The sequence below is a fragment of the Desulfotomaculum sp. genome, from assembly GCF_982386235.1.
The window spans coordinates 18188-30284 of sequence record NZ_CEVWQM010000010.1; the positions used below are offsets into that span (position 1 = coordinate 18188).

The window sequence follows — 12097 nt, forward strand, 5'->3', positions numbered from 1 at the left end:
GGGAGGCCAGGGTTTCCTTGGCCCTTATGGTTTATTGTCCGTTGGTGGTTTGAATTCAACCTTTACAACGCCACCCCTGAGTAATTTGACACCTGCCGCGGGGCTTTGGGTATTGGCTATGCCAGAACCTGTGGGTTCTAACTTCAAACCCAGACTTTCCAGTAAATTTCCTGCCTCTCGTATGGTCATGCCCTTTAAGTTAGGCACCGAAACCTGTTCACCTGCTTTTTCCTGGCCTCCTCCGGCGCCAGAAAGATCTAAAATAACGGTTGTTCCTGATAATACCAAGGCACCGCTTTCTGGGATTTGGCCATAAACTACCTTACCCTGGCCCCTTGTCTCAAAGGCAAGCCCCGCCTCCCTAAGGAGTTTTTGTGATTCATCGAGGGGTAAGTTCACTACATTCGGTACGATCACTTCAATCCGTTCTTCTTCAACTTCCCATGGATTGATCTTCGGTTTCGGTAAATCCTTTTGCTCAGGAACTCCCATGTAACGGAGAATATCCTTGGCTAAGGGTGAAAATACCGGCGCAGCCACTTGACTACCATAGTAGATGCCTCCCTGAGGTTCTGCAACCATGATGAGAACGGATATTTTCGGGTCATTCACCGGTGCAAAACCAGCAAAGGATGCCACATACTTGCCACTGGCATAACCGCCTCGCTCCGATACTACCTGGGCAGTACCTGTTTTTCCTGCAGCACGATAACCGTCCACAAAAGCATTCTTACCGCTGCCCTTCATCACAACATTCTCCAGTAGTTGACTGGTCACATTCGCCGTTTCTTGTGAGATTACCTGATGAACTTCCTGGGGTCCTATGTTTTTAATGACCTTCCCCTTCTGATCTTCAATTCTTTCCACAAGCTGTGGTTTCATTAATATACCGCCATTGGCCACCGCACTAATTGCCGTAATGAGTTGAATCGGTGTTACTGCAATGGACTGGCCAATAGACATGGTAGCAATGTTTAAATTCGTAGCATCCTTTTCGGGAATCATAATACCCCTTGCCTCTCCCGGCAACCCTAGTCCTGTGGATTGCCCGAAGCCATAGGCTCGAATATATTTATAAAATTTCTCTTTGCCCAGATCAAGTCCCACTTGAATAAAACCTGGGTTGCAGGAGTTTTGTACCACTTCTTCAAAGCTCTGGCTGCCATGTCCTTCTACTTTCCAACAGCGTATTTTTCGATCAGCCACTTGGTAAAACCCCGGATCATAAAAGCGGTCACCGACCTTAACGGTATTTTCCTCCAAGGCCGAGGAAGCAGTAATAATCTTAAAGGTTGAACCAGGTTCATAGTTATACCATACCGCTGGGTTGCGGTCCCAGACACTTTGAGGTACTTCACGCCATTTATTTGGGTTAAAGGTAGGTCGATTACCCAGAGCCAATATTTTACCGGTCTTGGGTTCCATAACAATAATTACTGCCATCTTAGGGTTATAGGTAGCTACAATCTTGTCTAATTCCCTCTCCACAAAGTGCTGAATGGTCTGATCCAGGGTCAAGACCAGATTATTTCCTTGGGTTGGCGAAATATATTGGTGCAGTGCCTGGGGAATTTCCCGCCCCGCAGCATCATGCTCAATAACAATCCTGCCAGGTATCCCTTTGAGCTCCTCTTCAAAGGCCGCTTCCATTCCCATTAATCCCTGGTTATCCGTGCCAGTAAAGCCCAGGATATGGGGAGCCAGCGTTTCCTGTTTATAATAACGGCGACTCTCCTCCGCAAAGCCAATGCCTTCTATTTTAAGATCCTTAATTTTTTGGGAAGCTTCAAAATCTACTTTTCTTTTAATCCATTCAAAACGGGATTTTTTAGTAATTATTTTTTTAACCTGCTCAACATCCATGTCTAGCAGGGGGGCAATTTGGGATGCAACCTGATCCGGTTTTTCAATATGATTAGGAATCGCATAAATGGAATCGGCGCTAACACTAGTCACCAGTTCATTTCCATTGCGATCCATGATACTGCCCCGTTTCGCCTCCACAGGTACATCTCGCATCCGGTTAATGATCCCTTCTTGTCTCAGTTCATCCCCCCGTACAAATTGAATCCAGGCAAGACGAAAAATTATCAAGGATAGGAAAGCAACGGCCATTAGAAAAAGACCGGTAACCCTTCTACGCACAAGAATATTTGTTGTTTTCACCCTGATTCCTCCCCGCAGGCCGAAGGGTTATCGCCCCCTAAGTTACTTTTTTATGTCTCTTACCAAATCAAAAAAGGCCTCAATAACAGGACTTTTCCCCTTTTCTATCTTGTCACCATTGTCCCCTTCACTGACAGCTTTTGTCGTCGCTGCTTGAGGTTCTTCTAGATTGGCGGCTTTTGGTGCCTTTTCTTCGGGGTTCTTAGGTAAGGCGGCAACCAGAACCACTTCGCCGGTATCTGGTTTTACCATCCCAAGCTTCGTGGTAGCAATGGCCTCAATTCGTTGTAAAGACATTAATTGGTTAGCTTGTGTTTCCAGATATTCCTGCTCAGCCTGCAATTTAGACAATTCTTTTTGAAGTTTGCTAATTTCATAGCCTAGTTCCGCAATCTGGGAATAATAATAGGCTATGGTAACGCCGGTAACAAACAATGCTATAACACAGCAGATAACAAGGGCCTTTCCCCTGCGTATCGCTCGTTTGGAAAACCTTGGGCTGGCTTTTTTGTTCTCATATTGTCTTTCCTCTGGCAGTGAGTAGATAAATTTTTCCTGTACTACACTCAAGCTTATGCACCTTCCATCCAACCTAGAACTTAATGGATTAAATATTTAGCTTTTCAGCTATTCTTAGCTTTGCACTGCGTGCCCGGGGATTGGCTGTTAATTCTTCTTGACTGGGTTCGATGGGCTTACCCGTTATTATTTTAATTTGGGATTTTTTACCACATGCACAAACTGGAAATGCCGGCGGACAGGTACAGGGATTCGCCAATTCCTTAAAGGTTTCTTTAATCATTCGATCTTCTAAGGAATGAAAGGTAATAACACTGATCCTGCCGCCGGGCTTAAGGACTGTAACAGCATCCTTCATGGCTTTTTCCAATATGCCTAATTCATTATTAACGGCAATTCGCAGGGCCTGAAAGGTTCGCTTAGCCGGATGCGGCCCCTCTCTTCTGGCACCGGCAGGAATGGCTGCCTTAATGACAGTCACTAGTTCCCCAGTGGTGTTAATTGGTTTATTTTTTCTTTCCCTGACAATAAAGGAGGCAATCCTTTTTGCCCAACGTTCTTCACCATATTTACGAATAATGGTTGTTAATTCTTCCTCAGATAGACCATTAACCAATTCCTTGGCGTCCGTAGGTTGATCCGGTCCCATCCGCATATCCAATTCCGCATCGTGCATGTAGCTAAACCCACGCTCTGGTGTATCCAATTGGTAGGAAGAAACCCCCAGATCAAACAAGAAACCGTCCACCAAATCAATTTCCATTTCTTGCAGCACTTGCTTTAATTGGTAAAAATTACTTTTTACTGCATAAAACTGACCAGCAAATCCCTGAAGTTTTTCAACAGCATTCGCAATGGCTGCCGGATCTTGATCAATCCCTATCAGTTTTCCTGCCGGTCCTAATCGCTTTAATATTTCTAAACTATGTCCCGCACCACCTAGGGTACAATCTACATAAATACCCTGAGGATTTATCTTTAACCCTTCGATTGACTCGTTTAACAATACAGAAACATGTTTAAATTCCATTTTTATGGTTTAACCCCGTTTGATTTCGTTTTTAGTAGTTTATCCAGACCCTATCCATTATAAAAATCTATTTATTAAAGTAGGTCCACAAGGTTTTCGGCCAGTTGCTCAAAGGAAGCTGCGGCCTTGGCATTATAGTTCTCCCATTGCTCTTTGGACCAAATTTCTACCCGGTTGGATACTCCCACCACCATCGTTTCCTTATCTAATTTGGCATATTCACGCAAATTATTAGGCAACAAAATACGCCCCTGCTTGTCTACATCACATTCAGTGGCTCCGGAAAAGAAAAAACGTACAAAGGCCCGGGCATCTGCCCTGGTAAAGGGCAGTGACTTAAGTTTCTGTTCAACCTCCGACCATTCTTGCTGAGGGTAAACAAAAAGACAGTTGTCCAATCCCTTGGTGACAATGAACCGGTCGCCCAGGCCTTCACGGAAGCGGGCAGGGATTATAAGACGACCCTTTGGGTCGATATTGTGTTGGAATTCCCCCATGAACATGTTATCTTGCACCACTCTCTGGGTATTTCCCACCACTTGTTACCACTTTACACCACTTCTAATTCGCTGCACAGAAAATAAATCCCTTCTTTTTCCACGTAAAATTTAAAACTTTTATTAATTAGGAAAGGCCCAGGACCTACGGCTCATGGCCATTTTTTAGGATACAACAAAAGCACCACCGCCAGTTGCGATGGTGCTTTGCAGGGATGCCTAATCATTCTATTTTGGTTTAGCCAAGTTTAACCATATTGCGCTGCCGCCCGGTAAAGGTCGCCACCTGGCGGTAGCCGATTTCTTTTAAAATAGCAATGGCTTGGTCTAGTCCATCCCCCACTTGCTCCGGCCTATGGGCATCGGACCCCAGGGTTATTGGTACCTCATATTCATAGCAAAGCTTTAAAAAGTCTGGTGCGGGATACAATTCAGCGCAGGGATATCGCCACCCAGCCGTATTGACATCCACACAAAGGTTATTCTCCTTGATAACTTTAACTGTTTGCTGATACAGGTTATCGATCGGGACTTTGGGCCTAAAACCAAATTTTTTAATTAAATCAGGATGGGCAATGATGTCAAATAAACCGGAAGCAGCGGCCAATTGAACATGGTGAAAGTATTTGTGGTAGAGTTCGTAGATGTCGTGCTTTTTATATTCCTCTATTTTAGCTGGATCATCAAAGGCCCAATCATCAAGAAAATGTACCGAACCGAATACATAGTCGAGGGGTAAGTCCAGCAGAATATTTTTTAACTTTTGTTCCTGTCCAGGAATAAAATCCGCCTCAATACCAAGTTTAATGGACAAATCCGGGTTTTCCCTGCTGGCTTGTTGAACCTCAGCAATATAAATAGGAAGTTCTCCATCCAAAGGAGCAAAATCAGGCTCCCTCTTCTCTTTAGGAAGCCAATAAAGGGGTAAGTGTTCAGAAAAACCAAATTCTACAAAGCCCTTCCCCCTCGCCGCCGCCACATACTCAGCCACAGTCCCCACTGCATGTCCACAACGAAAGGTGTGAATATGGTAGTCTATTTTCATGGTTAACAATGCACTCCTTAGGAGGAAATTTGGTCTATTATATAACAGATTTGCTGGATAGCCATCCGCCTTCCGCTTTTTTTTTAAAAAAAGAATACCATGCATCAACTGCAACAGCAAAGATTGAAAATTATATGTCAGCCTGAGCGTTAACGAAGGATCTTCGTTTTAACCTGCCAATGAAAGAAAATCCTTGCCAACGCTCAGGCTGACAAAGGTTTTTGACAACCCGAGTACCTATTTTAAAAAGCGGCTGCCTGAGGGCTGGTGGCTTTTCTCATCGGCAAACCCTTAAAATTTCCGGCAGTAATTGGCGGGTGGCCTGCTCCCCTTGATGAATGATATGTGGTATTTTTTGAAAATCCCAAGCACCAACGCCTTTAAACAAAGGCCTTATACGAACATCTGCATTCCCGTCCAGCACATGTTCCAGGGCTTCGGATCGAATAATATCCAAAGTTTGTTCCATTACCTCAATAACATTACGGGGTACCGTAGGTTCTTCCCCATCATTACCCAGATCCACAGCAACCACAACATCCGCCCCGAGCCCCTTTAATACCTGGGCAGGTACATTTTCCCGTAAACCACCATCCACCAAAAGGAAATTCAAAATTCTTTTTGGTTCATATATACCAGGTACCGCCGTACTGGCACGAACTGCTTCCCATACCGGCACCCCGCTGATAAGTACTTGATCCTCCCGGGAAGCTAGTTTTAAGCGATCCTGCCGACTAAGAAAAATTACCTTTTTGCCACTGGCTATATCAACAGAAGTTATGACCAACTGCAGGGGAACCTTTTCAAAAACCTTTTTCCCTAGCATCGACCGAATAAAGCGTTCTATTTTTACCCCCTTCATTAGTCCCAAGGGAACCCTAAAAGGGTATGGCATTTTCAATGCGTTTAATAATAATTGAAAGGACATTGCAAAAAAACTTTCAACCGCTGCCAACTCATCAATAAACATGCCTGGTCTTAAACCTCGAACCATTTCGTCCAATTCCGAAACAGTCCAACCGGAAGCATATAAGGCTGCTACCATACTGCCAGCACTGGTCCCAGCAATCATATGGGGTTTTATTTTATTTTCTTCTAAAACTTTTAATACCCCAACATGAGCAGCGCCCAGCACAAACCCCCCACCCAATGCTAGGCCAATTTTTTTTGCCATTTCAATCACCACCTATTTGACATCATTTTATGAAAAATAGCCTAAGGTGGTGAAGCATGGAGATTTTAAATAATCCCTAATTTTCAAACAAATATTGTCAAGTAAAATTCTCTAATGGACTTTAATGTTCTGGGGACAATATAAAATGATTCTAAAAAAATCAAACAGGGAGGTAATGAAATGGATATTCAAGGGATCAAACAACAAACCCCCGGTTCTAAAGGATGCCTATGGCATTGGGGAAACAATGTCACCCTGCCGCAACTAAGGTTAGGCCATATTCCCGAGGCAGAAAGACATCCCCTTACTCAAACAGCTAAATAGGAACAGCCTAAAAAGGGAGTGGCGCCACTCCCTTTTTATCTTTTTACGGACAATATATATTAACCAAATCTTACTTTTTATAAGAGGGATTGACAACTGATTAGCTAAGGACTATACTAACTTTAGAAATGATAACCATTTTCATTTATATTCTGAATGCTACATGACAACTATTTTTTTAAATTGACGTTGATAATGATTCTTAAACTCAAGCAAAGGAGTTGATTGATATGACCCTTGACCGTGTAAAAAGAGGTCAGTCCTTTGTAATCAAAAACATTACTAATGAATTTATCCGATCCCAAGCTATCCGTTTTGGCATTGCTGAGGGCGAATGGCTGACATGTGAAGAAGTGGTTCCGGCTGGTCCCATTGTAATTCGCAAAAACCGCCAACAAATTGCCATGGGTCGTCAATTAGCCAAGGAAATTGATATTGATCTGAATTAGCCGTCAGCTCAAGAACCTGCTCCTACCCCCAAAAAAGGCCGGGTTGATGGCTAAATTAACTGTAATTAATCATGTAAAACCACCACAAAGGGTGTGGTATCGAATGAAGGAAAAGAGTAAAACAACATGCAATTTAACCAGGATTTGCCCCCGCTGTGGTTATCCCATGGAAATATTCACCCTGGTCTGCCCCCGCTGCCGCGAACCAATCCCCGGCGGTTGCTCGGGTAATTGCTCCAAATGTGGTACGAAAAAGTAAAGGTTAAGAGGAAACGGAGTGTCGCAAACCACTTTTTAGTGGGGAAGCGACACTTCTTTTTAATAGCCGTGAGCAGAAAGTTTAAAGTAGAAGGTCTTCACCGACATAGAATGATAATTTTGTATCATCCTGAGCTGTAGCGGGGATCTTTTCTAGCATCGGAAGGCTGTCCCCAAGATTCTTCGCTACCGCCCAGGATGACAAGATTATTCTTCCTAAACAATAAAAAACACAGCCTTGTTCAGACTGTGCCATAAACTACTCCATCACCTTTTCTTTAATTACAACTTCCACCCGACGGTTTTGGGCTCTCCCCTCTGCCGTGGTGTTTTCTGCAATGGGTCGGTATTCTCCATAGCCCACGGCTACAAGTCTATGGGGACTCAATGCTGGGTTTTCCAGGAGAATTTTCATACAATTGATAGCCCGTTTGGAACTAAGATCCCAGTTGGATTCAAACTCCCTGGTATTGATGGGTTGGTTATCGGTATGGCCAGAAACCAGAATTTCGTATTTGGGATACTGTTGCAAAATATCGGATATTGCCACCATAATATTCCGGGACTGTGGCTTTACCACGGCACTGCCGGAGTCAAACAGGGCACGATCCCTAATGGTTAAAACAAGGGAAGTTTTGGTAATATTTGTTTCAATCTCCGCGCCCATATGGTTTTCTTGAATATATTGATCCATTTGCCTTTTTAATTGCTGTAATTCGACAATGGTATCCTGGGAAATCTGATTTTTATCAATCAATTGTTCTGACATGTTTTTAGAATCCATAATCCCCGCCCCGCTGTTTAAGGCAGCATTTAAAGACTCCTTCATGGCATTAAACTTATGATTATCCACCGTACTGGAAGCAAATAATACAATAAATAACGCCAGCAGCAGTGTTAAAATATCGGCATAAGGAACCAACCAGCTTTCATCCATGTGTTCCTCATGCTGTTCCCTGCGTTTCTTGGACATTATTTTCCTCCCTCTCAGCTCTCCGTTCGGACACAGGCAGGTAGACCAGCAGCATTTGTTCGATAGCCATGGGAGATTTGCCAGCCTGAATGGCCAGAACCCCTTCCACAATCATTTGCTTAATTTCGATTTCTTTTCTGGATATGCGCTTTAGCTTGTTGGCAATGGGGTGCCATAAAACATAACCAGTAAAGATACCTAATAGAGTAGCCACAAAGGCCGCAGCAATGGAGTGGCCAAGTTTTTCAATATCTGATAAATTACCTAGGGCTGCAATAAGACCTACCACTGCACCCAAAACCCCTAGGGTAGGTGCATAGGTACCGGCCTGGGTGAAAATAAGTGCCCCCACTCTGTGTCTTTCTTCGGTGGCATAGATTTCTTCCTCCAGCAGCAACTTCACATATTCCGCATCCCCACCATCGATCACCAATTGCATGCCGTTTCTAATAAAAGGATCTTCAATACTTTCTAAATGACTTTCCAAGAACAGCAAACCTTCCCGCCGGGCAGTGGTGGCCAGAGCCATAAAGCTATGGATTACCTCTCGTTTGGGTGTAATCTGGGGTTCTTTAAAGATAATCTTAACAAGTTTAGGAACCTTTTTCAGTTCATCCATAGGGAAAGCATTTAAAACGGCGGCGGCAGTCCCAACTACAATAATCATAATGGCAGCAGGGTTCCAGAGGGCCATCAGACTGGCCCCCTTTAGGACCATACCTGTGCCGACAGCCAAAAAACCTAATGTTAGACCGATAACCGTTGATTTTTCCACTTTCTCACACCTCATTAACTATTACAGGCGCTAGAATTTCTAGAGCTGCGTCATTGGCAAATTAAATCTGCCTATTTTGTCCAGGCAGATTTATCTTTGGGAGATTAAATTCACCATCAAGCAAAGAATTTCCTTCTATATGTATAAGTTACTTTATGTATAAGTTACTTTTTGCCTTCAGTCCAGGGTTAACCTGGAAGCATCCAATCAAAACTGCTTAAAAGCTGATAAACAAAAAACTTATTGACAATGGTTCACAATAGTTATAAGATGGTTTTGAACAGATGTCAATAATTTTTCAGGGGGTTAAGCACCCTCTACATATAAATCTTTTTACATAAGGGGAGGAAAAGTCATGGGCAATGAAAGCAACAATTGTTCAAGTTGCGGGGAAATGAACGAAGGAACCTGCGGTGGAGAAAAATGTAGTGCACCGCCTAAACTCTATCCCGGTGGTCAAAGTAAAATTGGCCGTGTCATTGCAGTAATGAGTGGTAAAGGTGGCGTTGGAAAATCTTCCGTTACTGCTTTAATGGCAGTAAATTTACGTCGCATGGGCTATAAAGTTGGGGTTTTAGATGCAGATATAACTGGCCCAAGTATCCCCAAAATGTTTGGGGTTAAAAGGGTTCCGGCAAGTCAAGGGCTGCTGCTTCCTGCCGTAAGTACGAATGGTATTAACATTATGTCTTTAAACCTATTATTGGAACAAGAAGATGAGCCGGTTATCTGGCGTGGCCCAATTATAGCCAATGTTGTTAAACAGTTCTGGACGGATGTAAATTGGGGTGAAATAGACTACCTCCTGATTGATATGCCCCCTGGTACCGGAGATGTTCCCCTTACTGTCATGCAGCAGATTCCCATTGATGGAATTGTAGTAGTCACATCACCGCAGGATCTAGCTGCGATGGTGGTCAAAAAAGCTGTCCGCATGGCCGGGATTATGGAAACCCCACTGTTGGGCTACGTTCAAAACATGGCCTACGCCACTTGTCCAAAATGTGGTGAAAAATTTGAGCTTTTTGGTAAAGCCCTCCAAAAAGGAGATACTCTAAATGATTTACCCGTGTTGGAGGTTCTCCCCATTCAGCCAGAGTTTAGTCAGCTATGTGATAAAGGCCTCGTGGAAGAATCTAAAACAAAAGCCTTTGAGGATATTCCCAAACTAGTTAAAGTAAATACAAAGGTTAGTTAATCGTCTTTAAACCAAACCAGTGAAGTTGAGAAAGGTTTGTTCTATGATACGGTTTCGATGCAACCAGTGCGGAAAAATCGTGGAATATCTCCGCAAATTTTATAAGGATTCCACAAAACTTACTTGTAGTTGCGGAGGAAAATTATTACCCGTCAATGCGAATAGCAATGCAAATATGGAGGAATTAAAGGGATCATTGAATGAAAAAAACCGCGATGGTAACCATCATCATTAGTCTCTATCCTTTCTAGCGGCTAAGGTTGGAAATTCACCTTCCAACCTTAGTCTTTTTTTATTCTCTAGACTAATCGAACATTCTGCTGCAAATCATCAGCATACTTATCAATATATAATTTGCCTGATGTATCCAAACTGGCCAGACTTACCTCTTCAATCCTATCGATTCCTTGCATATCTAATTGTTTATACAGCCACTGCTGGTTTAATCCATTCATCTCTAAATTTTGTATAATCACCTTACCATCTACAATGATTTCACTTGATAAACCTTGATACGGTGTAGAGATGTTCAAATCACTGGCTGTCAGGGGCTGTCTGTTACTTTTTAACAAAACACTTATTTTGCCATTTGGCTCTAAAACGGCGAATTCTACATCGGAGAGATGGAATACATTTTTCTCCCTAAGCTGCATAATTAAATTATCCATATCGTACCGTTCTTTTCTCATATTCTTTTCTAGTATTTTTCCATTTTGCACCACAACAATTGGTTCGCCTTCCAACAATTTGCGAACAGGTCTGAATTTCAAGGATAGTAAACTACTTAAATAGGTAAGACCACCAAAGATAACGATGGCAATGATATAGTACATGACATTTTCCTTATGATCGGAGGCCATTTCGGCGGCAATGGAACCAATGGCAATGGCATTGGCAAAATCACTGGCTGTGAGCTGCCCCATCTGCTCCTTACCCAATATCCTCGTTACCAACAAAAGACCAAAAAAGGCGCCAATCGCACGTAGTGTAATTTCTAAATAGGGTTCCATACTTTTCACTCCTGATCTGTTAGTCTAGTATGACCCAAGCCTTGCCCTTGTATTAATATAATATAAATTTAAAGGGGGATGATCTCCTAGGCTTGTGACCAATTTATGCTAATGGCCATGCCTTTAAATTAAAAACCGCTTAAAACTTGAAGTTTTAAGCGGTTTTTTCGCATCGTCCCTTTATCCGTTTATATATTTCCCTTTTCCTTACAAGCATTACAATAACCAAAAATCTTTAACTCATGGTCTGTAACGGTAAAGCCATGATCCTGTGTTACTTGCTTCTCCAACACCTCCAGGAGATCTTCGTTGATCTCAAGGATTTTGCCGCATTTTAAACAGATGGCATGGTGATGGTGATGTCCTTCACTGCTGTCCCCGTATTCATAGCGTTTACGCCCATCGCCAAAGTTTACACTATGAACGATTTCATGCTCCAAAAACAGCTCTAAGGTTCGATAAACAGTGGCCAAGCCCACGTCCGGGGCCTTGCGTTTAACAAGGGTATAAACATCCTCTGCACTAAGGTGTTTGTCCTTGTTTTCTAACATAACCTTCAAGATAATCTGCCGTTGAGGGGTTAACTTATAATCGTGAGACCTTAACTTATCCCCAACCTGGGTTATAATTTTGTTCAAAGGAAAGACACCACCCACGCTTTTTTCCAGTATATTGCTTT

At 42.9% G+C, this 12097-nt stretch carries 14 protein-coding genes; 4 read left to right on the plus strand and 10 right to left on the minus strand.

The annotated features are described in order from the left end of the window. Positions 1-24 precede the first annotated feature (24 nt). The 6 genes from AC1U9Z_RS07675 to AC1U9Z_RS07700 form a co-directional block, all read right to left on the minus strand. Complete coding sequence (locus tag AC1U9Z_RS07675; protein WP_479956733.1) at positions 25-2166, minus strand: stage V sporulation protein D; 2142 nt, start codon at positions 2164-2166, stop codon at positions 25-27. A 42-nt stretch (positions 2167-2208) separates the two neighbouring features. Further along, the gene (ftsL, locus tag AC1U9Z_RS07680) at positions 2209-2736 is read right to left on the minus strand and encodes a cell division protein FtsL (RefSeq protein ID WP_479956735.1); all 528 of its coding nucleotides are present in this window, start codon (positions 2734-2736) and stop codon (positions 2209-2211) included. A gap of 37 nt (positions 2737-2773) precedes the next feature. Further along, positions 2774-3715: a 16S rRNA (cytosine(1402)-N(4))-methyltransferase RsmH gene (rsmH, locus tag AC1U9Z_RS07685; protein ID WP_479956737.1), complete on the minus strand. Its 942-nt coding sequence runs from the start codon at positions 3713-3715 to the stop codon at positions 2774-2776. A 74-nt stretch (positions 3716-3789) separates the two neighbouring features. Next, positions 3790-4218 (minus strand): division/cell wall cluster transcriptional repressor MraZ, encoded by a 429-nt coding sequence (gene mraZ / locus AC1U9Z_RS07690; RefSeq protein WP_479956852.1) that lies wholly within the window; start codon positions 4216-4218, stop codon positions 3790-3792. Positions 4219-4450: 232 nt separating this feature from the next. Beyond that, positions 4451-5257, minus strand: a complete 807-nt coding sequence (locus AC1U9Z_RS07695; protein WP_479956738.1) for a histidinol-phosphatase — start codon at positions 5255-5257, stop codon at positions 4451-4453. Between the two features lie 277 nt (positions 5258-5534). Further along, the gene (locus AC1U9Z_RS07700; RefSeq protein ID WP_479956739.1) at positions 5535-6431 is read right to left on the minus strand and encodes a patatin-like phospholipase family protein; all 897 of its coding nucleotides are present in this window, start codon (positions 6429-6431) and stop codon (positions 5535-5537) included. 180 nt (positions 6432-6611) lie between these two features. On the opposite strand from AC1U9Z_RS07700, the gene AC1U9Z_RS07705 reads away from it, so the two are divergent. From AC1U9Z_RS07705 to AC1U9Z_RS07715, 3 genes are all read left to right on the plus strand, one after another. Then, positions 6612-6755: a hypothetical protein gene (locus tag AC1U9Z_RS07705; RefSeq protein ID WP_333530602.1), complete on the plus strand. Its 144-nt coding sequence runs from the start codon at positions 6612-6614 to the stop codon at positions 6753-6755. A gap of 230 nt (positions 6756-6985) precedes the next feature. Next, complete coding sequence (locus AC1U9Z_RS07710; RefSeq protein ID WP_333530601.1) at positions 6986-7204, plus strand: FeoA family protein; 219 nt, start codon at positions 6986-6988, stop codon at positions 7202-7204. 46 nt (positions 7205-7250) lie between these two features. After that, positions 7251-7463, plus strand: a complete 213-nt coding sequence (locus AC1U9Z_RS07715; RefSeq protein WP_479956740.1) for a hypothetical protein — start codon at positions 7251-7253, stop codon at positions 7461-7463. Positions 7464-7721: 258 nt separating this feature from the next. Here the strand turns inward: AC1U9Z_RS07715 and AC1U9Z_RS07720 are convergent, their stop codons facing one another. Together AC1U9Z_RS07720 and motA are read right to left on the minus strand one after the other, a co-directional pair. Then, complete coding sequence (locus tag AC1U9Z_RS07720) at positions 7722-8435, minus strand: flagellar motor protein MotB (RefSeq protein WP_479956743.1); 714 nt, start codon at positions 8433-8435, stop codon at positions 7722-7724. Beyond that, entirely contained in the window at positions 8407-9210 is an 804-nt protein-coding gene (gene motA, locus AC1U9Z_RS07725) for a flagellar motor stator protein MotA (protein ID WP_479956745.1), read from the minus strand. Before motA ends, AC1U9Z_RS07720 begins: the two co-directional genes overlap by 29 nt. A gap of 355 nt (positions 9211-9565) precedes the next feature. On the opposite strand from motA, the gene AC1U9Z_RS07730 reads away from it, so the two are divergent. Continuing rightward, positions 9566-10408, plus strand: coding sequence for an Mrp/NBP35 family ATP-binding protein (locus AC1U9Z_RS07730; RefSeq protein ID WP_479956746.1), 843 nt, complete (start codon positions 9566-9568; stop codon positions 10406-10408). Between the two features lie 299 nt (positions 10409-10707). On the opposite strand, the gene AC1U9Z_RS07735 is transcribed toward AC1U9Z_RS07730, so the two are convergent. Both AC1U9Z_RS07735 and AC1U9Z_RS07740 read right to left on the minus strand, forming a co-directional pair. Then, positions 10708-11418, minus strand: a complete 711-nt coding sequence (locus AC1U9Z_RS07735) for a YetF domain-containing protein (protein WP_479956747.1) — start codon at positions 11416-11418, stop codon at positions 10708-10710. 188 nt (positions 11419-11606) lie between these two features. Beyond that, on the minus strand, positions 11607-12056 hold the full coding sequence (locus tag AC1U9Z_RS07740; RefSeq protein WP_479956749.1) for a Fur family transcriptional regulator: 450 nt from the start codon (positions 12054-12056) through the stop codon (positions 11607-11609). Positions 12057-12097: the final 41 nt, after the last annotated feature.

What these genes read in the sequence shown, in the direction of transcription:
- rsmH (WP_479956737.1), bottom strand. Translation starts at nt 3,715, where the DNA reads ATGGAATTTAAACATGTTTCTGTATTGTTAAACGAGTCAATCGAAGGG.
- mraZ (WP_479956852.1), bottom strand. Translation starts at nt 4,218, where the DNA reads ATGTTCATGGGGGAATTCCAACACAATATCGACCCAAAGGGTCGTCTT.
- AC1U9Z_RS07695 (WP_479956738.1), bottom strand. Translation starts at nt 5,257, where the DNA reads ATGAAAATAGACTACCATATTCACACCTTTCGTTGTGGACATGCAGTG.
- AC1U9Z_RS07700 (WP_479956739.1), bottom strand. Translation starts at nt 6,431, where the DNA reads ATGGCAAAAAAAATTGGCCTAGCATTGGGTGGGGGGTTTGTGCTGGGC.
- AC1U9Z_RS07705 (WP_333530602.1), top strand. Translation starts at nt 6,612, where the DNA reads ATGGATATTCAAGGGATCAAACAACAAACCCCCGGTTCTAAAGGATGC.
- AC1U9Z_RS07710 (WP_333530601.1), top strand. Translation starts at nt 6,986, where the DNA reads ATGACCCTTGACCGTGTAAAAAGAGGTCAGTCCTTTGTAATCAAAAAC.
- AC1U9Z_RS07715 (WP_479956740.1), top strand. Translation starts at nt 7,251, where the DNA reads ATGGCTAAATTAACTGTAATTAATCATGTAAAACCACCACAAAGGGTG.
- AC1U9Z_RS07720 (WP_479956743.1), bottom strand. Translation starts at nt 8,435, where the DNA reads ATGTCCAAGAAACGCAGGGAACAGCATGAGGAACACATGGATGAAAGC.
- AC1U9Z_RS07730 (WP_479956746.1), top strand. Translation starts at nt 9,566, where the DNA reads ATGGGCAATGAAAGCAACAATTGTTCAAGTTGCGGGGAAATGAACGAA.
- AC1U9Z_RS07735 (WP_479956747.1), bottom strand. Translation starts at nt 11,418, where the DNA reads ATGGAACCCTATTTAGAAATTACACTACGTGCGATTGGCGCCTTTTTT.